The sequence below is a fragment of the Nocardioides sp. P5_E3 genome, from assembly GCF_054049275.1.
In genome coordinates this window covers 96,582-120,865 of the sequence record NZ_JBFUMR010000004.1, presented here as the reverse complement: position 1 = coordinate 120,865, position 24,284 = coordinate 96,582, and the positions used below count along the sequence as shown (strand labels likewise).

At 73.0% G+C, this 24,284-nt stretch carries 21 protein-coding genes; 5 read left to right on the top strand and 16 right to left on the bottom strand.

Annotated features, from left to right (window positions below; all coding sequences use genetic code 11):
• Positions 1-25: 25 nt before the first annotated feature.
• The 9 genes from murD to mraZ form a co-directional block, all read right to left on the bottom strand.
• Positions 26-1,537: a UDP-N-acetylmuramoyl-L-alanine--D-glutamate ligase gene (gene murD / locus ACXJKB_RS03580; protein ID WP_457185481.1), complete on the bottom strand. Its 1,512-nt coding sequence runs from the start codon at positions 1,535-1,537 to the stop codon at positions 26-28.
• Positions 1,530-2,642 carry a phospho-N-acetylmuramoyl-pentapeptide-transferase gene (gene mraY, locus ACXJKB_RS03575; protein WP_457185479.1) on the bottom strand — a complete coding sequence of 371 codons (1,113 nt, stop codon included), beginning with the start codon at positions 2,640-2,642 and terminating at the stop codon, positions 1,530-1,532. Before mraY ends, murD begins: the two co-directional genes overlap by 8 nt.
• Positions 2,639-4,042, bottom strand: coding sequence for a UDP-N-acetylmuramoyl-tripeptide--D-alanyl-D-alanine ligase (locus ACXJKB_RS03570; RefSeq protein ID WP_457185477.1), 1,404 nt, complete (start codon positions 4,040-4,042; stop codon positions 2,639-2,641). The genes mraY and ACXJKB_RS03570 overlap by 4 nt, the downstream gene beginning before the upstream one ends.
• On the bottom strand, positions 4,039-5,592 hold the full coding sequence (locus ACXJKB_RS03565) for a UDP-N-acetylmuramoyl-L-alanyl-D-glutamate--2,6-diaminopimelate ligase (RefSeq protein ID WP_457185475.1): 1,554 nt from the start codon (positions 5,590-5,592) through the stop codon (positions 4,039-4,041). The genes ACXJKB_RS03570 and ACXJKB_RS03565 overlap by 4 nt, the downstream gene beginning before the upstream one ends.
• A gap of 17 nt (positions 5,593-5,609) precedes the next feature.
• Positions 5,610-7,382, bottom strand: a complete 1,773-nt coding sequence (locus ACXJKB_RS03560) for a peptidoglycan D,D-transpeptidase FtsI family protein (protein ID WP_457185473.1) — start codon at positions 7,380-7,382, stop codon at positions 5,610-5,612.
• A gap of 90 nt (positions 7,383-7,472) precedes the next feature.
• Positions 7,473-8,033: a hypothetical protein gene (locus ACXJKB_RS03555; RefSeq protein ID WP_191196901.1), complete on the bottom strand. Its 561-nt coding sequence runs from the start codon at positions 8,031-8,033 to the stop codon at positions 7,473-7,475.
• Positions 8,030-9,007, bottom strand: coding sequence for a 16S rRNA (cytosine(1402)-N(4))-methyltransferase RsmH (gene rsmH / locus ACXJKB_RS03550; RefSeq protein WP_300045351.1), 978 nt, complete (start codon positions 9,005-9,007; stop codon positions 8,030-8,032). Before rsmH ends, ACXJKB_RS03555 begins: the two co-directional genes overlap by 4 nt.
• 4 nt (positions 9,008-9,011) lie before the next feature.
• Complete coding sequence (locus ACXJKB_RS03545) at positions 9,012-9,173, bottom strand: hypothetical protein (RefSeq protein WP_268112445.1); 162 nt, start codon at positions 9,171-9,173, stop codon at positions 9,012-9,014.
• 248 nt (positions 9,174-9,421) lie between these two features.
• On the bottom strand, positions 9,422-9,850 hold the full coding sequence (gene mraZ, locus ACXJKB_RS03540; RefSeq protein ID WP_457185622.1) for a division/cell wall cluster transcriptional repressor MraZ: 429 nt from the start codon (positions 9,848-9,850) through the stop codon (positions 9,422-9,424).
• Positions 9,851-10,236: 386 nt separating this feature from the next.
• Here mraZ and ACXJKB_RS03535 point away from each other — a divergent pair, with 386 nt between their 5' ends.
• From ACXJKB_RS03535 to ACXJKB_RS03525, 3 genes are read left to right on the top strand one after another with little or no spacing between them, the layout of a single operon-like run.
• Positions 10,237-11,244, top strand: coding sequence for an AAA family ATPase (locus ACXJKB_RS03535; RefSeq protein ID WP_457185470.1), 1,008 nt, complete (start codon positions 10,237-10,239; stop codon positions 11,242-11,244).
• Complete coding sequence (locus tag ACXJKB_RS03530) at positions 11,237-12,508, top strand: DUF58 domain-containing protein (RefSeq protein WP_457185468.1); 1,272 nt, start codon at positions 11,237-11,239, stop codon at positions 12,506-12,508. Before ACXJKB_RS03535 ends, ACXJKB_RS03530 begins: the two co-directional genes overlap by 8 nt.
• Positions 12,505-14,871, top strand: a complete 2,367-nt coding sequence (locus tag ACXJKB_RS03525) for a transglutaminase family protein (RefSeq protein ID WP_457185466.1) — start codon at positions 12,505-12,507, stop codon at positions 14,869-14,871. The genes ACXJKB_RS03530 and ACXJKB_RS03525 overlap by 4 nt, the downstream gene beginning before the upstream one ends.
• 276 nt (positions 14,872-15,147) lie before the next feature.
• Here the strand turns inward: ACXJKB_RS03525 and ACXJKB_RS03520 are convergent, their stop codons facing one another.
• The 7 genes from ACXJKB_RS03520 to ACXJKB_RS03490 all read right to left on the bottom strand — a co-directional run bounded on the left by ACXJKB_RS03520 (position 15,148) and on the right by ACXJKB_RS03490 (position 23,156).
• Positions 15,148-15,585: a DUF3040 domain-containing protein gene (locus ACXJKB_RS03520; RefSeq protein ID WP_300045362.1), complete on the bottom strand. Its 438-nt coding sequence runs from the start codon at positions 15,583-15,585 to the stop codon at positions 15,148-15,150.
• Between the two features lie 93 nt (positions 15,586-15,678).
• Positions 15,679-16,848 carry a DNA polymerase IV gene (gene dinB, locus ACXJKB_RS03515; protein ID WP_457185464.1) on the bottom strand — a complete coding sequence of 390 codons (1,170 nt, stop codon included), beginning with the start codon at positions 16,846-16,848 and terminating at the stop codon, positions 15,679-15,681.
• A 24-nt stretch (positions 16,849-16,872) separates the two neighbouring features.
• Positions 16,873-17,652 (bottom strand): methyltransferase domain-containing protein, encoded by a 780-nt coding sequence (locus tag ACXJKB_RS03510; RefSeq protein ID WP_457185462.1) that lies wholly within the window; start codon positions 17,650-17,652, stop codon positions 16,873-16,875.
• 85 nt (positions 17,653-17,737) lie between these two features.
• Complete coding sequence (locus ACXJKB_RS03505) at positions 17,738-21,649, bottom strand: DNA polymerase III subunit alpha (RefSeq protein WP_457185460.1); 3,912 nt, start codon at positions 21,647-21,649, stop codon at positions 17,738-17,740.
• A gap of 12 nt (positions 21,650-21,661) precedes the next feature.
• Positions 21,662-22,093: an SAV_6107 family HEPN domain-containing protein gene (locus ACXJKB_RS03500; RefSeq protein WP_457185458.1), complete on the bottom strand. Its 432-nt coding sequence runs from the start codon at positions 22,091-22,093 to the stop codon at positions 21,662-21,664.
• A gap of 9 nt (positions 22,094-22,102) precedes the next feature.
• Positions 22,103-22,465 (bottom strand): DUF6504 family protein, encoded by a 363-nt coding sequence (locus ACXJKB_RS03495; protein WP_457185456.1) that lies wholly within the window; start codon positions 22,463-22,465, stop codon positions 22,103-22,105.
• 223 nt (positions 22,466-22,688) lie between these two features.
• Positions 22,689-23,156 (bottom strand): hypothetical protein, encoded by a 468-nt coding sequence (locus ACXJKB_RS03490; protein ID WP_457185454.1) that lies wholly within the window; start codon positions 23,154-23,156, stop codon positions 22,689-22,691.
• A 48-nt stretch (positions 23,157-23,204) separates the two neighbouring features.
• On the opposite strand from ACXJKB_RS03490, the gene ACXJKB_RS03485 reads away from it, so the two are divergent.
• On the top strand, positions 23,205-23,678 hold the full coding sequence (locus ACXJKB_RS03485; protein WP_457185452.1) for a YbaK/EbsC family protein: 474 nt from the start codon (positions 23,205-23,207) through the stop codon (positions 23,676-23,678).
• Positions 23,679-23,691: 13 nt separating this feature from the next.
• Positions 23,692-24,282 (top strand): DUF4126 domain-containing protein, encoded by a 591-nt coding sequence (locus tag ACXJKB_RS03480; RefSeq protein ID WP_457185450.1) that lies wholly within the window; start codon positions 23,692-23,694, stop codon positions 24,280-24,282.
• Positions 24,283-24,284 lie beyond the last annotated feature (2 nt).

Genomic DNA, 24,284 nt, shown 5'->3' with positions numbered 1-24,284 from the left:
GCTCCCCTCTGGTGGCGGCTGGTGGCTAGTCGGTGCGGTCGATCCTGCGGTGCACGGCGGCCGCGAACGCGTCCCCGCGGGCGCCGTAGTTGGCGAACATGTCCATGGAGGCGCACCCCGGCGCGAGCAACACCGTGTCACCGGACCTGGCGAGCCCGGCAGCCGCGTCGACCACGCGCTCCATCGGATCCCCAGTCTCGTCCGCGCCCACATCGATGACCGGCACATCGGGCGCGTGTCGCGAAAGTGCGTCGGCCACCACCTGGCGGTCCCGGCCGAGCAGGACGACACCACGCAGCCGGCCGCCCACCGCGGCCACCAGGTCGTCGAACCGGGCGCCCTTGGCGAGGCCGCCTGCGATCCACACGACGTCCTCGTAGGCGGAGAGGGACGACTGGGCGGCGTGCGGGTTGGTGGCCTTGGAGTCGTCGATCCAGGTCACGCCGTCGGCCTCCGCGACGTGGGCGATCCGGTGGCCGTCGGGGCGGAACGCGCGCAGCCCGTCGCGCACCGCCTGCTGACTGACGCCGTGGGCTCGCGCGAGCGCGGCGGCGGCCAGGGCGTTGGCGACGAAGTGCGGGGCGGGCGAGGCGAGGTCACCCAGCGTGCAGAGCTCGGCGGCGCTGGTCGCGCGCTCCTCGATGAACGCCCGGTCGACGAGGAGGTCCTCCACGACACCGAGGTTGCCGGCGGACGGCATGCCGAGGGTGAAGCCCACGGCACGCGCGCCCTCGCCGACGTCGGCCTCGCGGACCATGTCCTCGGTGGCAGCGTCGGCGAGGTTGTAGACGCAGGCACGCTGCACACCGGCGTAGACGCGTGCCTTGTCGGCGGCGTAGACCTCCATGCCCGTCCGGGCGCCCGGGTCGGTGCCCACGCCCGGCTCGTCGTCGTACCAGTCGAGGTGGTCCTCGGCGATGTTGAGCACGACGGCCGACTCCGCGGCCATCGAGCGGGTGTAGTGGAGCTGGAAGCTGGAGAGCTCGACGGCGAGGACGTCGTAGGGCTCGGGGTCCATCACGGCCTCGACGATCGGCAGGCCCACGTTGCCCACCGCGACGGCACGGAGCCCGGCGGCGGTGAGGATGGACTGGAGCATCTGCACCGTCGTGGTCTTGCCGTTGGTGCCGGTGACGGCCAGCCACGGGGCGGGAGCGTCGGGGTCGCGCAGGCGCCACGCCAGCTCGACCTCGCCCCACACGGGGATCCCGCGCTCGGTGGCCTGGGCGAGCAGGGGCGCGGTCGGCTTCCAGCCCGGTGAGGTGACCACCAGGTCGACGTCGTCGGGCAGCACGGCGGTCGCACCCGGCTCGAGCCGGACGGTCGCGCCGAGCGTCTCCAGCAGCTCGGCCTTCTCGGCCTTCTCGTCGCTGGTGGACTCGTCAAGCGCCGTCACCTGCGCGCCGAGGAAGAGGAGGTTGTCGGCGGCGGCGAAGCCGGAGACGCCGAACCCGGCGACCACGACGCGTACGCCGGACCAGTCGCTGGCGCGGCCGAGGTCGTCGACGTCCACCCCGCCGGGAGCCTGCTCACCCAACGCCGGCGACCCACTCGGCGTAGAAGATGCCGAGACCGGTGGCCACGGCGAGCCCGGTGACGATCCAGAAGCGGATGACGATGGTCACCTGCTCCCAGCCGAGCATCTCGAAGTGGTGGTGCAGGGGCGTCATCCGGAAGACCCGGTGGCCGGCCTGGACCTTGAAGATGCTCCGGAACAGCCCGCTCGCCCGGCTGACCTTGAAGACCGACACCTGGATCATCACCGACAGCGTGATGACGACGAACAGCCCGCCGATGACCAGCAGCAGCAGCTCGGTGCGGGTCATGATCGCGAAGCCGGCCATCGCGCCGCCCAGCGACAGCGAGCCGGTGTCGCCCAGGATGATCTGCGCCGGCGAGGCGTTCCACCAGAGGAACCCGAAGCAGGCGCCGGTGAGGGCGGCGGCGACGACGGCGAGGTCCAGCGGGTCACGCACCTCGTAGCACTTCGCGCCCGCCTCGAGGGCGCAGGACTGGCTGTTCTGCCAGATGTTGACCAGCGTGTAGGCCGCGAAGATGAGGATGCACGATCCGGTCGCGAGGCCGTCGAGACCGTCGGCCAGGTTCACCGCGTTGCTGAAGCCGGTGACGATGAACCAGATGAGGAACAGGGCCAGCACGGCCGGGAGCGCGAACCGCTCGTAGTCGCGGATGAAGGAGATGTGGTCCGACGCAGGACGCCAGCCGCGCTCGTCCTCGAGCACCGGCGAGAGGGCGAGCACTCCGAACACGAGTGCGACGACCGTCTGGCCGATCATCTTCGCGCGGCTGCGCAGGCCGGTGCTGTGCTGTCGGCTGACCTTGAGGAAGTCGTCGAGGAAGCCGACGACGCCGAGCCCCACCAGCAGGAAGATCAGCAGCAGCGCCGAGGCGGTGGGCGCCTGACCGGTGATCAGCTTGGCCGCGAAGTAGCCGACGACGGTGGCCAGCACGACGACCGCGCCGCCCATGGTCGGCGTACCTCGCTTGACGTGGTGGGTGGTCGGGCCGTCGTCGCGGATCGGCTGCCCGAATCCCTGCCGCGTGAAGAACCGGATCGCGTAGCGCGTGCCGAGCAGGGAGATCAGCAGGGAGAGTCCTCCTCCGAACAGGATGGCTCTCATGTGGTGGTTCCTTCCTTGCCGCTCCCGGTCAGGAGGTCGTCGGCGATCAGTTCCAGCGCCGCCCCCCGCGATGCCTTCACCAGGACGACATCAGCAGCCGAGACATTGTGCCGCAGCCAGTCGACCGCTTCGTCACGCCCCGCCGTGGTGATGGTCACTCCCCCGCCTCCGACGGCGTCGAAACCCCGTGAGATCCCCGCTGCGTCGTCGCCCACGGAGAGCAGCACGTCGACCCCGGCCCGGGCTGCGTAGTCCCCCACCTCCCGGTGGGCCGCGGCGGCTCCGTCGCCGAGCTCGAGCATCTGGCCCAGCACGGCGACCGTACGCCGACCGGTGCGGTCGCCGATCCCGGCAAGGGTCTCGAGCGCCGCCCGCATCGACTCGGGGTTGGCGTTGTAGGCGTCGTTGATGACGACGAGCCCGTCGGGCCGCTCGGCCAGCTCCATCCGCCAGCGGCTGGCCGGGACGGCGTCGGCGAGCGAGTCGGCGACGGTGTCGAGGTCGAGGCCCGCAGCGAGGGCCATCGAGGCGGCCGCGGCGGCGTTGCGCCACTGGTAGGCGCCGACCTGGGCGAGGTGGACGGTGGCGCCGGAGCCGCGGTGGGCCAGCTCGAACGACTGTCGGCCGAGCTCATCGGTCGTGACCTCGCTGACGGCGACGTCTGGGGCCGCGCCGTCCGTGGGGCCGCCGAACGTGACGACCTGCGCCGCGGTGCGCCCGGCCATCGCGGCCACGAGGTCGTCGTCAGCGTTGAGCACGGCGGTGCCGTCGGCGGGCAGCGCCTCGACGATCTCGCCCTTGGCCTGCGCGATCGCCTCGCGGCTTCCGAACTCCCCGATGTGGGCGGTCCCGACGTTGAGCACGGCGGCCACATGGGGCGGCGCGATGGCGCACAGCTCGGCGACGTGTCCGACGCCGCGGGCCCCCATCTCGACGACGAGGTAGCGGGTGTCGGGGGTCGCCCGGAGCACGGTCAGAGGCACGCCCAGCTCGTTGTTGAAGTTGCCGCGGGTCGCGACGGTGGGCCCGGCCTCGGACAGCAGGTGGGCGAGGTAGTCCTTGGTGCCGGTCTTGCCCTGGGAGCCGGTCATCGCGAGGACGACGACCTCGGGCAGCTGGTCCACGACGTGGCGCGCCAGCAGCCCGAGCGCCGCGGTCACGTCGTCCACCACGACGGTGGGCAGCTCGGTGGGCCGGCTGCCGAGCACCGCCACGGCACCGGCGTCACCGGCGGCCTCGGCCAGGTCGTGGCCGTCGACCCGCTCGCCGGCCACGGCCACGAAGAGACCGCCGTCCTCCGGGGTGCGGGTGTCGACGAACGCGCCGCCGACGACGACCGCCTCGCCGTGGGCGGTGCCGCCGACCACGTCGGCGATCTGGTCCAGGGTCATCTCGATCATGCGTCGCTCCCGGGCACGTCGGCGCCGTCGCGGCCGGCCGCGAGCGCCCGGACCTCCTCGGCAGCGACCACGCGGTCGTCGAACGGGTGCACCACGTCGCCGACCTCCTGGCCGGTCTCGTGGCCCTTGCCGGCGATCAGCAGCACGTCGCCGGGACGCGCACGGCGTACGGCCTCACGGATCGCGAGCCGACGGTCGCCCACCTCGACCACCTCGGCGTGGCCGCGGGCGCCGGCCAGGACGGCGGCGCGGATCGACGCGGGGTCCTCCGTGCGGGGGTTGTCGTCGGTGACCACCACCACGTCGGCGAGCCGCGCGGCGATCTCCCCCATCACCGGACGCTTCACGGTGTCGCGGTCACCGCCGGCGCCCACCACGACGACGACCTGGCCGTCGGTCAGCGGTCGCAGGGTGGCGAGGACCGCCTCGAGGGCGTCGGGCTTGTGGGCGTAGTCGACGACCACGGTGAAGTCCTGGCCGGCGGAGACCTGCTCGAGCCGCCCCGGTACCCCGCCGACGCGGGCGATGCCGTCGGCCACCTGTCGCGGGTCGAGCCCGGCGAGCGCCGCCGAGGCGATGGCGGCCAGCGCGTTGGAGACGTTGAACTCGCCCGGCACGTGGATCTCCGTGCGGAGCTCGACGTCGGGGCCGAGGACCGTGAAGCTCGCGCCCCCGGCCGTGAGGTCGACGTCGACCGCCCGCCAGTCGGCGTCGGCACCGCGGGAGGAGTACGTCGACATCGGGATGCCGGCGACGTCGAGGAGGCGACGGCCGAACTCGTCGTCGACGTTGGTCAGCCCGACCCGGGCCCGCTCGGGGGTGAAGAGACCGGCCTTGGCGGCGAAGTAGTCGTCGAGGTCGGCGTGGAAGTCGAGGTGGTCGCGACCGAGGTTGAGGAAGGTCGCGACGTCGAAGACGACGCCGTCGACCCGACCGAGCACGAGAGCGTGGCTGGAGACCTCCATGGCGCAGGTGTCGACGCCGCGCTCGCGCATGACCGCGAAGAGGCCGTGCAGGTCCGGCGCCTCCGGCGTCGTGAGCTGGGTCTTGACGTCCTCCCCCGCGATCCGGGTGCCGACGGTGCCGATGGCCGCCGAGGTCACGCCGGCCTCGGTGAGCCCCTGCTCGAGCACGCGGGTGGTGGTGGTCTTGCCCTGGGTGCCGGTCACTCCGATGACGCGCAGGCCGGCCGCGGGGTCGCCGTAGATCCGCGCGGCAAGGCGCCCGAGCACGCGGCGCGGCTCGGTCACCACGAGGGCCGGCGTGCCCGGCGGGAGCCGGTCCAGGCCCGCGGAGTCGGTCAGCACCACGACGGCGCCGGCCGCGACGGCCTGCGCGGCGAAGTCCGCGCCGTGGGCGCGCGCGCCCGGGAGCGCGGCGTACAGGTCGCCGGGTCGCACCCGTGCGGTGCTCAGCGAGATGCCGGAGACGGCGACGGCCAGGTCACCGTGCACGGCGACGTCCGTCGTGGCCGAGAGCCAGTCGGCGAGCTCGGTCGCAGGGGTCGACGGGGACTGCTGCGGACGCGTCGCACTCTCGGGCTCGTGCACCGGCCGAGGGTATCGAGTCACCACTCGACGGGCAGGCGCGACGGCGTGCCGTTGGTCGGCTCGACGCCGTAGCGGCCCAGGACGTAGCCCATGATCCGGGAGAACACCGGGCCCGCGATCGAGCCGCCGCCCCCGTCGACCTTGGGGGCGTGGACCACGACGTAGACCGTGAAGCGGGCGTCGTCGGCCGGCGCGAAGCCGGCGAAGGACACCGAGGTGCTGCCGTCGTAGCCGGTGCCGTCGCTGGCGACCCGCTGGGCGGTGCCGGTCTTGCCGGCCACGAGGTAGCCGGGCACCTGCGCCGCGGGCGCGACACCGTCCTCGGGGTCGACGACCTTCTCCATCATGCGGGCGGTCGCGCGCGCGGCCTGCTTGCTGACGACCCGGGTGCGGGTGGCCACGTCGGTGCCGACGGTGACTCCGTCGTCGGTGACCGCGGAGCCGGCGATCAGGCTCGGCGAGACCCGCACGCCGCCGTTGGCGACCGTGTTGACGGCCGCAGCCATCTGGGCGACGTTGACCGAGAGTGACTGGCCGAAGGCGACGCGGTCCTTGGTCTGCGAGGTCATCGCCTCGCCCGGCGTGAGGATGCCGGGGGTCTCGCCGCGCACACCGACGTTGGTCCGCTGGCCGAGACCGAACTTCTGCAGGTAGGCCACCAGCTCGACCGGGGAGAACGCGTCAGCGGCGAGCACGGTGCCGATGTTGGAGGACTTCGCGATGATCCCCGCGAGCGTGAGCCGGATGTTGCCGTGGTCGAACCAGTCACCGATCACCCGGTCCTGCCGGGCGAGGCTGGGCGGCACCTTGAAGCGCTGGCGCGGGAACGCCTTGCCGGCGTCGATGAGCGAGGAAGCAGTGAGCACCTTCTCCACCGAGCCGGGCTCGTAGGTGTCGCTCAGGGCGCGGGACCCGAGGTCGTCCTCGTCGGCCTCGGTCGGCGCGTTGGCGTCGAAGGTCGGCACGTCGGCGAGCGCGAGGATCTCTCCGGTGCGGGTGTCCATGACGACCGCGGCACCGCTCTCCGCGCGGTACTGGCGCACCGACTGCGCGAGCACCTTCTGGGTGAACCACTGGAGGTCGCGGTCGATGGTGGTGCGCAGCGGCGCACCGTTGTGCGCGGCCTTGAGCGTGCTCTCGCGCAGCGGGATCCGCACGCCCTTGCCGGAGTTGGACTGCCACGTCGCCTCGCCGTCGACGCCGGCCAGCTGCTTGTCGAAGGTGCGCTCGAAGCCGCCGAGGGGCTCGTCGGTGCCCATGTAGCCGAGCAGGTTGGCGGCCACGTCGCCGGAGGGGTAGGAGCGGATCGGGTCGTCCTGGAGGCTGATGCCGGTGAACCCGGCGTCGTCGAGCTCGGCGAGCGTGTCGCCGGCGAGGGTGCTCGGCACCCGTCGGGCGACGTACTCGTAGCGGCTGCCCTCCTTGCGCCCGCGCAGGGCCGTGAGGGTCCGGAAGTAGTCGACGGAGAGCCGGTCCGAGAGCAGGCGCGCGAGCTCGGGTGCCCGGTCGGCGGTGAGGTCGGGGTCGGCGATGACCATCTTTCCCTTGACCGAGTCGGCCAGGGGTACGCCGTTGCGGTCGAGGATGTCGCCGCGCTCCGCCACCAGCGGCAGCCGCACCGCACCCTCGGCGGCCGCGCGGACGGCGTACGAGCGCGGGTCGACGCCCTGGAGCTGGACGAGCCTCGCACCGAAGAAGGAGAGGACGATCGCGATGAGGACGAACCCGATGCGCAGTCGCAGCATCGGCGCGCCGCGCGAGGCGCCGCGCCTGGTGCGGGTGCTCGGCACTGGTCTCCTCATTTCCCGTCGGCTCCCTGCCGGATCCGACCTGCTCGACAATCTAGGTGTGCGGTGCCGTCGAACGGCGTGACCGCGCCGTCAGCGGTTGCGGTTCTTGCGGGGCTTGGCGTTCGCCACCCCGGGGTCCGTCGTGGCCTGCTCCTCGACAGTGGGAGCGGCGGGCACCTCGACGTACGTCGGCTCGGGCGCGAGGATCGCCGGCTTGATCGGCGCCGGCGGCTGCAGCTGGATGGCGTTCTCCCGGGTGGCCGGCGTCCGGACGCCGGTGGTCTTGCCGGTCTCGAGGTCGAGGAACACCGGCGCCGACGGGATGACCATGCCCATCGTCTGCGCCTCGGTCGCGACGCGCTGCGGGTTGCGGAGCTCGTCGAGCTCCATCCGCAGCGTCTGCTCGCGCGCGGCGAGGGTGTCGGCCTCCGACTCGAGGGCGGACGCCGTGAACGACGCCTGCTGCATGGAGGTGTTGAAGAGGAGCAGTCCCACGATGCCGCCGACCAGGACCAGGCTCACCAGCGTCATGAACGGCACCCGCGGCGCGCGGGACCGCACGCGCGGCACCACGGTGAGACGGGCCTTGTCGACCGCCTCCTGGGCGATCCGCGTGACGCGGGTCCTGGGCTGCAGGGCGGGACTGCTCATCGGGCGACTCCTGGGGAAGAGGGAGAGGACGGGAGGACGCGCTCGACGGCGCGCAGGCGGACGGATGCTGCTCGGGGGTTCTCGGCGATCTCGTGCTCGTCGGCCTGCTCGGCGCCGCGGGTGACGAGCCGCAGGGCAGGCTCGGCACCCTCGGGGACGAACGGCAGGTCCGGCGGCACGTCGAGCCGGGTGGCGTCGGCGAAGGCCCGCTTGACCAGGCGGTCCTCGAGCGAGTGGTAGGCCTCGACGACCACGCGACCACCGACGCCGATGACCTCGATGGAGGCGGGGATCGCGCGGCGCAGGACGGCGAGCTCGTCGTTGACGGCCATCCGCAGCGCCTGGAAGGTGCGCTTGGCGGGGTGGCCACCGGTACGCCGCGCCGGGGCGGGGATCGATGCGTAGAGCAGCTCGACGAGGTCGGCGCTGGTGGTGAACGGCGTCGTCTCGCGTCGGCGGACCACCTCGCGGGCGATCCTGCTGGCGAACTTCTCCTCGCCGTACTCCCGCAGGATGCGGGTCAGCTCCTGGGCCGTGGCGGTGTTGAGCAGCTCGGCCGCGGTCCGTCCGGTCGTCGGGTCCATCCGCATGTCGAGCGGTGCGTCCTCGGAGTAGGCGAAGCCGCGCTCGCGGACGTCGAGCTGCATGGAGGAGACGCCGAGGTCGAAGAAGACGGCGTCGACGTGGTCGAGGCCGAGCGAGCCGACCACCTCGGGAAGCTCGTCGTACACCGCGTGCACGGCGGTGAAGCGGTCACCGTGCGCCGCGAGCCGCTCGCTCGACATCTGCAGGGCGGCCGGGTCGCGGTCGATGCCGATGACCCGGGCGTTCGGGAGGCGCTCGAGGACGGCCTCGCTGTGGCCACCGAGGCCGAGCGTGCAGTCGACGTAGACCGAGCCGGGGGCCTCGAGCGCAGGCGCCAGCAGGGCGACGACCCGGTCGAGGAGCACCGGGGCGTGGCGGGGAGTCGTCATCTGCTCAGCCCTGGGAGCCCAGGTGGGTCAGCAGGAGCAGGGCCAGCGCCAGGCCGCAGGCCGTGGCGGCCGAGAACGCGATCAGGGCGGCCGCCTCGCGCGCCTGGTCGCGCACCCGCAGCGGCGGTGCCGCTGCCGTGCGTCCCACGGGCTGGGTGGTGCTCATGGTCTCGACCCCACTGGTGTGCTGCGGATGTGCTGGCTGGTGCTGCTGGTTGGCGGTGCGGCTGACACTCCCCGTCGTGTGGCACGGGGCGAGCCGCCGCACCAGGTCCCTGCCCGCTCCTCTTCCCCTCTCGGGGTGGGTGCCCTCTGGTGCCGGGGAAGTGCCCCAGATGGCCACGCGAGGAGCGGGCTCGAGACCTGGTGATACGGGTCGCGATGTCAGCTGTGGAGTTGTCGGGCGGTGCTGGCTCAGATGCCGGGGAAGACCTCGTCGCTGAGCTCGGAGAACTTCTGCTCCTGCTCCTCGGAGTAGGTCGCCCACGAGGTCGGGTCCCAGATCTCGATCCGGTTCATCGACCCGATGACGACGCACTCCTTGCGGAGCGAGGCGTACTCCCGCAGCGGTGCCGGGATGTTGATGCGTCCCTGCTTGTCCGGCACCTCCTGGCTGGCGGCGGCGAACAGCATGCGGACGTAGTCACGGGTGTTCTTCTGCGTGACCGGCGCCTCGCGGAGCCGGTCGGTGAGCTTCTCGAAGTCGGCCAGGGACCAGACGGTGAGGCAGCGCTCCTGACCTCTGGTCACCACGAGTCCCTCCGTCAGCTCGTCCCTGAACTTCGCCGGGAGGAAGAGCCGGCCCTTCTCGTCGAGCTTGGGCGTGTAGGTGCCGAAGAACATCCGGTACCTCCCCTGCTCGGCGGGCAGATCGACCCTGTCCCCCACTTCGCACCACAGTACTCCACTTCGCTCCACCGTCAACCAGATCACGCGTGTTTCACGCACGAATTTCGGGCTTTCGTGGGCTTGCCGGCGCGGTCGGCGCGAACCGCTCCAGCACTCGATCAGGCGTGGAGGAGCGCCGATCCACGCTCAGGAGGGGTCGCCGGCGGGCCAGGTGGAGCGCCGGTGGGGAGATCGGGCCGCCAGTGGTGGGGCGAAGTGGGGGAACCTGGGTAGCCCGGGTGGGTGACGCCCGCGACGAGGAGCCGCGTGGGTGGGGCCGGACGGGTATGTTGCGCGCACCACATACCGTGGGGACGAGCACGTACGAGGGGACGGACAACGTGACGACTGGGTTTTCCGAGCAGGCGCCCGACCTGGACACCGTTCGGCGGGTCACCGGCGCCGTGCGCCAGAACATCGAGCGCGTCATCGCGGGCAAGCCCGACGTCGTCAACGCCGCCCTGGTCGTCCTCCTCGCCGAAGGTCACCTCCTCATCGAGGACGTGCCCGGCGTCGGCAAGACCCAGCTCAGCAAGGCGCTGGCCCGCAGCATCGACTGCTCGGTGGCGCGCATCCAGTTCACCCCGGACCTGCTGCCCTCCGACGTCACCGGCGTCTCGATCTTCAACCAGGACACCCGCCAGTTCGAGTTCCGGCCCGGCGGTGTGTTCGCCAACATCGTGGTCGGCGACGAGATCAACCGGGCCTCCCCCAAGACCCAGTCAGCCCTGCTCGAGGCCATGGAGGAGCGCCAGGTCACCGTCGACAACGCGACCTACATGCTCGAGAAGCCGTTCATGGTGATCGCAACGCAGAACCCCATCGAGATGGAGGGCACGTACGCCCTGCCGGAGGCGCAGCGCGACCGCTTCATGGCGCGCGTCTCGGTCGGCTACCCCGTGGAGGCCGCGGAGATCGCGATGCTCGAGGGGCACACCGCCCACAACCCGCTCGACGACCTCGAGCCGGTCACCGACGCCGGGGAGATCCGCAAGGTGATCGAGATCGTCGGCCGGGTCCACGTGTCCACCGCGGTGCACCGCTACGCCGTGGCCCTCACCACCGCGACCCGCGTCAGCAACGACCTGCACCTCGGCGCGTCACCGCGCGCGACGCTCCACCTGGTGCGGGCAGCCAAGGCAGTCGCCGCCACGCAGGGACGCGACTACGTCCTCCCCGACGACATCCACGGCATCACGTCCCCGGTCCTCGCCCACCGACTGCTCCCCAACGTCGAGGCGACGATGAGCGGCCGCACCACCGCCGCGATCCTGTCCGCGATCGTCGAGTCCGTGCCCGTCCCCTCGGCGTCCGACTCGACCTCGGTCCCACGCGGCAGCCGTGCGTGAGGCACTCGCTGCTCTGACCGTCCGCGGACGGGCGTTCCTCGCGGCTGGCATCACCACCGTCGTGGCCGCGATCGTGGTCGGACACTCCTCGGTCGTACGCATCGGCGTGCTGGTCGCGGTGCTGCCGCTGCTCACCGCCTGGTGGGTCGGCCGGTCTCGCTACCGCCTGTCGCTGGTCCGCACGGTCACGCCCCAGCTCGTCGTCGCCGGGCAGTCCGCGACCGTCGAGCTCACCGTCTCCAACGAGTCGCGCACGCCCACGGGCGTGCTGCTGCTGGAGGAACGACTGCCCTACGTCCTCGGCACCCGCCCGCGCTTCGTCCTCGAGGGTCTCGGGCACGGCTGGCGCCGGCACGCGACGTACCAGGTGCGCTCGGAGCTGCGCGGACAGTTCGAGATCGGTCCGATGTCGGTGCGGGTGACCGACCCGTTCGGCTTCGTCGAGCTCGGCCGGACGTTCCACGCCACGGCGCGGCTCACCGTCACACCGCGCACGACGCCCCTGCCCAGCATCCCGCTCGGTGGCGCCTGGACCGGGTCGGGCGACAACCGTCCCCGGGCCTTCGCCACCGGCAGCGCGGAGGACGTCACGGTCCGGGAGTACCGGCGCGGCGATGACCTGCGGCGCGTCCACTGGCGCAGCTCGGCCCGCGTGGGTGAGCTGATGGTGCGCCGCGAGGAGCAGCCGTGGCAGTCGCGCGCGACCGTGTTCCTCGACAACCGCGGCATCGCCCATCGCGGACAGGGAGCGGCCAGCTCGCTCGAGGGCGCCGTGTCCGCGGCCGCGTCGATCGCCATCCACCTCGCCCACCACGGCTACACCGTCCGCCTGGTCACCGCGTCGGGCGACAGCCGCGAGACCGAGTGGCACTCCCACAGCGCAGAGGCCAGCACCATCCCGCTCCTCGAGGCGCTCGCCGTCGTGCAGCTCGACCACTCCCCCGCGCCCGACACCCAGTGGCTGGCCGAGCCCGGGCACGGCGGTCTCACCATCGGGGTCTTCGGCGGACTGGGCGACCCCGACCTGCCGTTCCTCCGCCGCCTGCAGCACCACGCCTCGTCGAGCCTGGCGATCGCGCTCGACGTGGACGCGTGGGCTCCGCACCTGCCCGTCCAGCCCGGCCCCGCCGCGGCCGCCCACCTCACCTCGACCGGGTGGCGCTCGATCAGCCTCGGCCCGCGTGACCGCCTCGACACCGCCTGGCAGGAGCTCGGCCTGATGCAGAGCCGGGCCACGGCATCACCGTCAGGAGTCGGTCGATGAGGGCCTCGTGGAGCACGCTCCCCCACCAGCTGCGCATCGCCGGCATCGCACTCCTGGCCTCCTGGACGACCGTGCTCTCGTGGCGCGTCCTGACCGAGGACTTCGGCGAGGTCGCGATCCCGCTGCTCCTCATCGGGGTCGTCCTGGCCGGTGCGGGCGCCCTGGCTCGTTGGAGCCGGCTCCCGGGACTCGCGATCGTCGCCGGCCAGCTCGTGCTCGGCGGCCTCCTCGTGCTCGGCACCACCACCGGGTCACCCATCCCGACCCCGAGCAACGTCGACACCTTCATGGCCGCGCTGTCAGACGCGCTCGAGACGTCGCGCAGCTACGCCGCGCCCGTGCAGTCCGGCGTCCCGCCGGTGCACCCGTTGCTCCTCATCGGTGGCACGCTCGTCGTGCTGCTGGTCGACCTGATCGCCTGCACCATGCGGCGGGCCCCGGTCGCCGGCCTCGTGCTGCTCGCCGCCTACACCCTGCCGGTCGCGGTCACCGGAGACGCGGTGTCGTGGTGGCTCTTCGCCGTGATCGCCGGCCTGTTTCTCACCCTGGTCTTCATCCAGCACAGCGACCACGTCACCAGCTGGGGCCGCGCGCCCGACGGCGAGAAGGGCTCCTTCTCGGTCCGCACCGGCGCGATCGGCAACACGGCGCTGGCGCTCGGCGCGACCGCCATCGCGCTCGCGGTCGTCGTGCCCGTCGCCGTGCCGACGATGAGCATGAGCGTCTTCGAGGGCAACGGACCCGGCACCCGCGAGGTCGAGGTGCAGGACCCGATGGTCGACCTGCGCCGTGACCTGCGCCGCGGCGAGGACATCCCGCTGCTGTGGGTCACCACGCTCGGACCGAGGCCGACCTACCTCCGCATCTCGGTCCTCTCCCGGTTCAGCGGCTCGCAGTGGACTCCCGGGGATCGCGAGATCCCCGAGTCGCAGGCCGCGACCGGCGCGCTCCCCCCGCTCGACGGCGTGGCCCTCGACGTGCCGCGCCGCGAGTTCAAGTACGACGTACGCGTCGGGCCGGACTTCGCGTCGACGTGGCTGCCCACCGCGGCGCAGACGACGCGGATCGCGGCCGGCAACGACTGGCGCTACGACCTCGACACCCGCGACGTCATCGCCGCCCGCGAGGGCATCACGACGGCCGACAGCACCTACGACTACACGGGTGTCCAGCTCGAGTACGACGCCGACCGGATGAACTCCGCGGTGTCCGGTGCCGGATCGGTGGCCGGGATCTTCACCGAGGTGCCGAGCACGCTCAACAACGAGATCCGCCGGCTGGCGGCGAGCATCACTGCGGACGCACCCACCCGCTTCCAGAAGGCGCAGGTGCTGCAGCAGTGGTTCCGCGAGGACGGCGGCTTCCGCTACGACCTCAGCGAGGTCCCGTCAGCGGGCGACGGCAGCGCGGACCTCCTCGCGTTCCTCAACGACCGGGTCGGCTACTGCGAGCAGTTCGCGGCGTCGATGGCGATCATGGCGCGCATCATCGGCATCCCGAGCCGGGTGGCGGTCGGCTTCCTCGAGCCCGAGCGCGCCACCAACGGCTCGTGGGAGTTCTCCTCGCGCGACCTGCACGCCTGGCCCGAGCTCTACTTCCCGGGATCGGGCTGGGTGCGCTTCGAGCCCACCCCCCAGGCCCGCACCAGCCAGCCGCCGGACTACACCGAGGCGCAGTTCGCCGAGGTCACCGAGACGCCCACGCCGAGCGCCGCCCGCCCCAGTGAGGACCTGCCCGAGCGCGGCGCGGATGCCGCCGCCGACGCGGCCTCCGACGACAGCAGCGCCTCGTCGATCCCCTGGGTCCCGATCGTCGCCGGCCTGCTCGGCCTGGCGGTGGTGGGTCTCCTGCTGCTCACGCCCCGGCTGGTCCGTACGGCGCGGCGCCGCCGCCGCCTCGACGGGGACGTCGAGGACCTCTGGCTCGAGCTCCGAGACGTCGCCATCGACCTGGGCCATGCCTGGCCGGTGGGCCGGTCGCCCCGACGCGCCGGCGAGTGGCTCGGCCACCTGCTGGCAACGCCCGTCCACGACGGCTCGCGACCCGACCGCCCGCGACGCGGTCGCGACCAGGCCCCCGAGGCGGCTCAGGCCCTCGACCGGCTCGTCTCGGCTCTCGAGCGCAGCCGCTACGCCCGCGACCCCGAGACCTTCACCGCCGACCACCTCGCCGGCGACCTCGTCCTCGTCGAGGAGTCCCTCGTCGCCGGGGTGACGTCGCGTGAGGCGCGTCGCGCGGAGTGGTGGCCGACCTCCGTCGTGGGACGCCGCAGGTCGTGGCGCCCGCGCACCCGCGCGGGCCGGGCCTCGACCACGACCCCGGACCACGAGTCGACCCGGACGGTCGACGAGCTGGTCGGCTGAGCAGACCAGCGGCCTGCCGTCGTACGCGGCGAGTCCCCGACGACACGCCCGTGGGCGGTGCGCCACCCACATTCGGCTCGCCCGGAACGTGGCTCAACCACCGCCCGTGCGGCGATTCCTCGGCGACACGCCCGTGGGCGGTGCGCCACCCACATTCGGCTCGCTCGGAACGTGGCTCAGCCACCGCCCGTACGGCGATTCCCGGCGGTGCGCCGCCCACCTGCGGACGCACGAACGCCCGGTCCGAGGACCGGGCGATGGGGTGCGATCAGGTGGTCAGAGGCCGCGCTCGCGGCGACGGCGCCACCGCTCCTCCATGCGCTCCATGAAGTGGCCCCCGGAGCGCTGGCGGCTGGGGCGGTGCGGGCGACCGCCGTCGACGACGCCGAACCCGGTGCGGCCCGAGGCGCGAACCTTGGGCGTCGCGCGACCGGGACTGCGCGCGGAGGTGAGGGCCAGGATGGCGCCGGCGAGCATCACCACGAAGCCGAGGACGCCGGTGATCGTCTGGAGGACGGCGGTCAGGTCGAGCAGGACCGCGACGATGAGGAGGCCGATGCCGACGACGAGGATCGCCCCGCCGAGGATCATCCGGCGGCGTGCCGCTCGTTGGAAGGAGGTGCCGCGCAAGGTCGAGGCGAGCTTGGGGTCCTCTTCGACGAGGGCGCGCTCCATCTGCTCGAGCATTCGCAGTTCTTCTTCGGAGAGCTCCACGTTTCCTCCTCACCTCTGGGGCAAGTCTAGGCACCCGCCACCACCTACGGTAGGCGTCCCCGGAAAATTCACCCCCGGGGAAGGAGCAGGACGTCACACCAGGCTCGCCGGACGGACTGCCGCCGCCCCGAACCGCCGTGTCGCGCGGTCCACTGCACGGTCGGCCTCGGCCCATCCGTGCTCCGGCTCGCCTAGGACGAGCTGCCGGTGGACCGTCGCCCGCGGCACCAGTCCCTCCACCCGTACGCCGACCAGTCGCAGGCGCGCACGCTGGAGACCGAGCGCGTCGTAGAGACGGGTCACCGCGCGGTGCACCTCGACGGTGACGTCGGTGGCCTCCGGCATCGTGCGCGAACGGGTGATGGTGGTGAAGTCGGCGAACCGCACCTTGAGGGTGACGGTGCGGCCGGCCACTCCCGCCGCGCGCATGCGTCCGGCGACGCGGGCCGAGAGGCGCAGCAGCTCGCGGACGATCACGTCGCGGTCGTCGGTGTCGCGTGCGAAGGTCTCGTCGGCCCCCATGGACCGCTCGGGCTCGTGCGGACCCGCCGTCGGGGTGAGGTCGCTGCGGTCGGTGCCCCACGCCAGGTGGTGGAGCTGGCGACCGAGGTGGTCGCCGACCGCACGCTGGAGGGTTTGGAGCGGGGTGTGGGCGACGTCGCCGACCGTGACCAGGCCGAAGCGGTTCAGGAGTGCCTGCGTCTTCTCCCCCACGCCGTAGAGCTCGCCGACCTCGAGGGGATGCAGGAACGACGTGACCTCCGCCGGAGGCACCACCACCACGCCGTCGGGCTTCGCACGCCGGCTCGCCACCTTGGCCACCGACACCGACGCCGCCACCCCGACGGAGCAGGTGATGCCCTGCTCGTCGTGGATCGTCGCGCGCAGGTGCTCGGCGATCTCGGCGGGGGTGCCGAGGCGTCGCGTCGACCCCCTCACGTCGAGGAACGCCTCGTCGAGCGACATCGCCTCCACCACCGGGGTGACGTCGCGGAACGTCTCCATCACCGAGGCAGAGACGCTGGTGAAGGTGGAGTAGTCGGGCGGGAGCACCACGACGTGCGGGCAGAGGCGGCGGACACGGGTCATCGGCAGCGCCGACCGGATGCCGTAGCGGCGGGCGACGTAGTTGGCGGCCAGCACCACGCCTCGACCGCTGCCGCCCACCACGACCGGTTGGTCGACCAGGTCAGGGCGCTCGCGGAGCGCGACGGAGGCGTAGAACGCGTCCATGTCGACGTGGAGCAGCGGGGTCTCGGTCATCGCCCGCCCCCGTCGGGGCGACGGTCAGCGGCGCGCGACCACGTGGAGCTGGGCAGCGAGCGGGAGGTACTCGGGGCGGGTGGCCACGGCCTTCTCGAGCTCGACCAGCGCCGCCGTGGCGCCGGGCTCGAGGTCGAGGAGGCTGCCCGGCACCAGGTCGGCGAAGACCCGGACGGCGTGGACCCACTCGGGGTGCAGATCAGCGCCGGCCAGGAGGTCGACGACCTCGTCGTGGGTGAGCCGGCGCCCGCCGCGCCCGAACGAGCCGCCGGACGCGGGACCGGCCGAGCCGTCGGGCGCGTCCTCGAGGAGCTCGCGGGCGGCCTGGAAGTGGCCGGCCATGGYGCGCGCCACGACGGCGGCGTGCCGCTGGGCGACGAGCAGGCTGAGGTGGCCGCCGGGACGCAGCACGTCGGCGATCGAGGCGAGGGAGGCCGCGGGGTCGTCGACCATCTCGAGGACGCCGTGGCACAGGACCAGGTCGGCCTCGTCGGCGAGGTCAGGCAGGTCGGACAGGTCGCCCTGCTGACCCGTGACCCGGTCGGCGACGCCGGCCTCGCGAGCGCGCCGGTCGAGGGAGGCGAGGGCGTCGGGGCTGGGGTCGATGACCTGCACGGTGTGGCCCAGCTCGGCGAGCGGGACGGCGAACCCGCCGGTGCCTCCGCCGATGTCGACGATGCGGGCCTGCCGCCCGTCGGTCGCGTCGCCGGACTCGAGGAGGCGGCGTACGCCCTCCCAGACCACGCCGGTGCGGACGGACTGGCGGCGCTCGCTGGCAGAGGAGCTCGCGGTCGGCTGGGCCATGGACGCAACCCTAGTGGCTCGGCGTGCGGGGCCCCGCTGCGGCCGCACGCGCAGAACGGGCGGCGTGTCGTAGCGCCGGCGCCGTTCATCCGGGGCTCCCGGGACTGCGGTGCCAGAGGGTGCGGGACGGGGCCTGGTCTCCGACCCGGGGCTCGGCGCCGGGGGCCGCCCCGAGCTTGCGCCCGACGTCGCGGGCGGGGTCACCGGCCGGCGCGACGTCGGCGTAGGGCGAGAGCCGGAAGCCGCTGGAGTGGACGAGGGCCCGCCGCTCGGCGGGTTCGCCCGCGCCCTCCTCGATGGGGTCGGGTCGTCGGGACAGCTCGGCGCGCACCTGCTCGAGCGCCTCGTCTGTGGTGCGGGCACGTTGCCAGAGGGCGTGCAGCGCGGGGAGGTCCCAGGCACCGGTGGCACGCAGCGAGACGCCCCGGCGGCCGGTGCGCCGCAGCTCGCCGCGCACGAGCAGCAACCAGGAAGAGAACACGGTCGCGGCGTAGGGCCCCTGGGCGTCCTCGAAGAAGGTCGCGTCGACCGGGCCGGTGCCGTCGTCGAGGGTCAGGAACACCACGCGCCGCCCCGACCTGATCGGCGGCGTCTGGGTCGCGACCTTCACCCCCGCCACGAGCAGCTCGGACCGGCTGCGCCGGCGGAGCAGGTCGCGGCTGCGGGTCACCTCGAGCGCATCGAGGAGCGAGGCGTAGGGCGTGACCGCGTGCTGGCTGACGTCGAGGCCCAGGATCTCCAGCTCGGCGCGCATCCGCTCCCACGTGGTCATCTCCGGCAACCCGGTCGCCCGCTCCCCCGGCCGGCCCGGCTCGTCACCGAGCTCCAGCGTGAGCTGGACCGACGCGGCCTCGATCACCGGCCGCGTCGCCCGCGACTGCGCGGAGGCACGCGCCCAGACGCCGGCCTCGGCCAGCGCGTGCCGCTCCGTCGACCCTGAGCCGTCCCGCACCGCGGGGTCGGTGCTGTTGCGGGCAGCGGCGTCGGTCGCAGCAGTGGCAGCCGTCGACGGCGCGCTCCGCCTGGTCAGGCCCCGACCGCGCGCCCGCGAGGCCCGGTCGACCAGACGCGCWTGGAGGTCGAGCTCGGCGACCTGCAGCAGCAGGTCGCGCCGCGTGATCCGACCGCGCCGGTCGAGGGCCTGCTCGCCCGTCGCGATGCCGTAGACCCCGTCGAACCCGCCGGCCAGCACCAGCCGCTCGAGGGTCGGCCGGGAGACCCGGGCTCGGTGGAAGAAGTCCGACAGCGAGGCGTAGCGGCCGCCCCCGCGTGCCTCGACGATGCGGGCCACCTCGGCGGCGCTGATGCCCTTGACGTCGGTGAGGGAGAGCCGGATCGCATGGCTCCGGGGTCCGTCGGCGTCGTCGTCGGCGCGCTCCACGACGTAGGCCGATGCGCTGGCGTTGACGTCGAGCCCCCGTACGCCGACCCCGACCTGGCGGGCGTCGTCGAGGATCAGGCGCTTGGGGTACATGCCCGGGTCGTGGGTCAGCACCCCGGCGAGGAAGTGCGCCGGCCAGTGGGCCTTGAGCCACGCCGACTGGTAGGTCGGCAGGGCGAACGCGGCGGCGTGGGCCTTGCAGAAGCCGAACGACGCGAACGCCTCGAGGACCGTCCAGATGCGCTCGACCAGCGCGAGGTCGTAGCCCTGGCCCAGGGCGCGCGGGAGGAACCACGTCCTCGTGGCGGCCATCCCGTCGGTGCTCCCGAGTGCACGGCGCTTCTCGTCGGCCTCGGCGTAGGAGACACCGCCGAACGTCGCGATGATCTCGATCACCTGCTCGTGGAAGACCACCACTCCGCGGGTGCCCTCGAGGATCGGGCGCAGGTCGTCGTGGAGGTAGTGGACGTCCCGCCACCCGTGCTTGGCCTCGAGGTAGGGCGTGATCATGTCGCTCTTGACCGGGCCGGGGCGGAACAGCGAGATGTCGGTGATGATGTCGTCGAAGGTCTCGATGCCGGACTTGCCGACGAGCTCGCGCTGTCCGGGTGACTCGATCTGGAAGACGCCCAGGGTCTTGGCGCTGCTGATGAGGTCGTAGGTCGTGGCGTCGTCGAACGGCACCTGCGCCTCGTCGTCGAGGTCGACGTGCACCCCGTCGACGCGGCGCACCTCGGCGACCGCGTGGGCCATCGCCGACTGCATCCGGATGCCGATCACGTCGAGCTTGAGCAGGCCGAGCTCCTCGACGTCGTCCTTGTCGAACTGGCTCATCGGGAACCCGGCGTGGGACGCCTCGACGGGTGTGCGGTCGAGCAGCGTCACGTCAGAGAGCAGCACCCCGCAGGGATGCATCGCGATGTGGCGCGGCAGCCCGTCGAGCCGCTCGACCAGTCCGAAGAAGCGGTCGAGTGCGCCGTCACCGAGCCCGCTGGCCCGCAGCTCGGGCAGGTCGCGGAGCGCCGAGCGGGCGTCGCGGGCACGGACGTGGGGGAACGCCTTGGCGATCGCGTCCACCTCCCCCGGCGGCATGCCGAGGGCGGCGCCGACGTCACGGACCGCGTGGCGGACCCGGTAGGTGTCCATCATCGAGACGGTGACGCACCGCTCGCCGCCGAAGCGGTCGAGGATCGCGCGGTAGACCTCCTCGCGCCGGGCGGACTCCACATCGACGTCGATGTCGGGCAGCGAGGCACGCAGGGGCGACAGGAACCGCTCCATCAGCAGGCCGTGGCGGATCGGGTCGACCCCGGAGATGCCGAGCAGGTAATTGACGAGGCTGCCGGCGCCGGACCCGCGCGCGGCACGACGGACGCCCATCTCACCGATCAGGTCGGTGACGTCGGCGACGGTCAGGAAGTAGGACGCGTAGCCCAGGGTCCGGATGGTCTCGAGCTCGTCGTCGAGCCGCTTCCAGACCCGCATCCTCGGGCCGGTGCCGTAGCGCCAGCCGATCGCCGCCTCGCAGCGGGCGCGCAGCAGCGCGTCTGCCGTGCGGTGCGGGCCCGCGTCGGGGAGCTCGAGCTCCGGGAAGTGCACCTCGCCGATGCCGAGGTCGGTTCGCGGGTCGAGCGCGCACCGGTCGGCGACCGCCCGCGTGCGGGCGAGCAACCGCCTCGCCTCCTGCTCGCTGTCGCCCAGCCCGGCGAGGCGGCAGATCTCGTCGGCCACCTCGTGCATCTGCTTGCCGGACTTGAGGAACCCCTCGGCGTTGCCGCGAGCGCCGTCGGGACCGACGTCGCGCAGCCCGGCCGAGCCCAAGGGCACCAGTCGGCGGGCCGCGTCGAGCACGTCGACCGTCGGCGCGTCGAGCCGGTCGGTGTAGCGCACCGCGTTGGTCAGCACCGTCGTGAGGCCGGCGCGGCGGGCGAGACCGGCCATCCGCGCGGCGTGGGCCGACGTGCCCGGCCCCCAGGCGCCCCCGCGTCGGCCGAGCCGGTGGGACACCAGCTCGACGACCAGGTTGGGGCGGGGCACCACCTCGAGCCACGGCGCCAGCACCGTCGGGCCGAGGTCGTCGCGGCGCCGGGTGGCGACCGCGCCCAGCTCCGAGGACGGCCCGAGCAGCACGAGCACGTCACCGCCCGCGAGGTGGGGGGCCAGCAGGTCGAGCGTTGCGACGGGTCGCCCGCGCTCCCCGGACAGGTGGACCGAGGACACCATCCGGCACAGGGACGCCCAGCCTGCCCGGCCCATGGCCAGGAAGGTGACGCGGGCGCCGCCCCCCTGCTGCGGTGACCTGTCGCGGGACACGCCCCCGCGCGCCGGCGTACGACGTCGGGGCGGGCGCCCACCTCCCCCGGTCGACGCGCCCCCGGTCGCCATGTCGGTGGTCGGGGCGACCGCGAGGTCGACCCCGAGCACCGGCCGGATGCCGGCCCGGCGGGCGGCGCCCACGAACTTCACCGCGCCGTAGGTGCCGTCACGATCGGTGAGGGCAAGGGTGTCCATGCCGTGCTCGACCGCCCGCTGGACGAGCACGTGGGGGTGGGACGCGCCGTATCGCAGGGAGAACCCGGAGGCGACGTGGAGGTGGACGAACGGGTCTGACGACACCTCGCCCCGCCCTCAGGCGACGCTGGCGTGCGGGACCAGGCCGAGCGCCTGCTCGACCACGGCGAGGAACCGGTCGGCGTCGCGCAACAGGTCGTCGGCCTCCCGCTCGGTCACGGCCCGGGTGGACCCGGCCTCGGCGGCGGCGCGCTTGCCGGCACCGGCGGCGAAGAAGCTCGCCCACTCGGTCAGCTCGGGGGCCACCTCGGCGAGCAGGACCCACGCGTTCTTCTGCCGGCGGCCCCGCGGGGCCGGGCGGGCCCGGGCCGCGAGCAGGGCGGCCGCGGCGCAGAGCGCCGCGACGTGGGCGCAGGCGTAGCGGGTCGGCACGTCGCGCGCCGTGATGGAGTCGCGCAGCGACGTCGCGGACCGCTCGAGGTAGGAGTGCGAGGTGGCGGGGAGCATGTGGGGTCCGACGGAGGGCCCGGGGCTGGTCGTCGAGGTCATCGCCGGCCCTCAGTCCAGGCACCCGACGAGCTGCCAGCGCCCGTCGGTCCAGTCGAAGGAGAGGTCGAAGACGCCGTAGGACTGCTGGTCGCCCGACTGCTGCCGCCCGCCCTGGATCCCGCGGCCGGCCTCCACCCGCCACAGCTCGCGCTCGGCGACGAGGTCGGTGATCGTCCTCGACTCCGCGCCGTCGGACCCGCCGTCGGACCCGCCGTCGGACCCGCCGTCGGACGCGCCCTGCCACCAGGGACCGGTCTCCACCCAGTGCGCGACGACTGCGCGCACCTTCCACAACCTGCCCCGCCACAGGAACTGGTCGGGGTCCTCGGCCTCGCCTCGTCGCACCTCGACGGGGTCGTCGTACTGCCTCATCGCGCCTCCTCGCACATCCGTCGACCCCGGGGCCGACCCGGGGGACGGTGGGGGTCGAGGTCACCGCCACCCGGGTCGCATCGAACACATGTTCGAACAACGAGAACGGTACTACCCCCCACCGACAGCCCGTCAAGGGCTGACGCGACTCCCGAGGACGAAGCCGAGGACGGAGCCCGAGGACGACGGGAGTGGACCGCGCGGCGGACGCGCCGAGCGGACGTCAGACCCGACGCAGGTAGGCCGTCGTCTCGCGCTGCCAGAGGAAGAACGACAGCACCAGGCCCTCGACGATCACCAGGGCCGACAGCACCACGAAGATGACCGGGAGGTTGTTGTCGAGGCCGACCACGCCGACCAGCACGCCGACGCCGGCGGTGGCGGTGAGGACCGGGCGGGTCCAGCCGTAGCCGCCGACGAAGAAGGAGCCGAGCACGAGCACCAGCAGGGCGAAGCCGACGAACGCGACGACCGAGAGGGCGACGAACCCCGGCACGATGGGGCTGTCGCGCAGCAGCTCGATGCCGCCCTGGGAGAGGATCTCCTGCGCCGACGGGTTGCCCTTGGCCCAGCCGAGGATGACGTCGTCGCGCATCAGCCAGATCAGCAGCGTGATCACGCCGGACGTGGCCACGATCAGTCCGAGCACTCGCATGCTGTTGACCACGGATCCCGGCAGGTCGCGCGCCATCTTGAAGTCCCCCTGAGGATCGTCGTCGTTCGTCGCTAGGCTCGCATCATGTCGACCGAGCACGCATCGATCACCTCATTTCGAGGCGACCTCACCCGGCGCGGCGGCGCCGGTGACGTGGTCATCCTGCCCGACAGCGCCCACACTGCGGCACTCGCCGCGGCGGCGCTCGGGTGCGAGGTCGGCGCCATCGCCAACAGCCTGCTCTTCGACGGTGACGGCGAGCCCGTCCTCATCCTCACCTCCGGTGCCCACCGCGTCGACACGGCGTCGGTCGCCGACCGCATCGGCGTGACCCGGCTCAAGCGTGCCAACCCCGACTTCGTGCGCCGCCACACCGGTCAGGTGATCGGCGGCGTCTCCCCCATCGACCACCCGGCGCCGATCCGCACCTGGATCGACCCGTGGCTGCGTCGGCACGACGTCGTGTGGGCTGCGGCCGGCCACCCCGCCGCGGTGTTCTCGACGTCGTACGACGAGCTGGTGACCATGACCGGCGCGGTCGAGGTCGAGGTGGACTGATGGGGACCCGCTGATGGACGCCCTGGCCCTCACCTTCTCCAGCGGGTGGGCGAGCGGCATCAACGCCTACCTCGTCGTGCTGGTGCTGGGCATCGCCGACCGGGTCGGCTCCTACGCCGACATCCCAGACGCCCTCGGCCGGTGGGACGTGCTGGCCGCGGCCGGCTTCATGTTCGCGATGGAGTTCGTCGCCGACAAGATCCCCTACATCGACTCGACCTGGGACGCCATCTCCACCGCGATCCGGCCGACCGTCGGCGCGGTCATCGGCGTGCTGCTCGCCGGCGACGCCGCCTCGCTGGACCAGGCCGTGCTCGGCGTCGTCGGCGGGGGCACGGCACTCCTGAGCCACCTGGCGAAGGCGGGCGGCCGGCTGGCCATCAACTCCTCCCCCGAGCCGGTGACCAACATCGGGGCCAGCCTCACCGAGGACGCCGCCGTGCTCGGGGTGGTGTGGTTCTCGCTCGAGCACCCGCAGGCAGCCGCCGCGATCGCCGGTGTCCTGCTCCTCACCGGCCTGGGCCTGCTGCTGGTCCTCACCCGGCTGGTGCGCCGCGGCTGGCGACGCTGGAAGAACAAGGAACCCGTCGAGCGGGCGATTTAGCG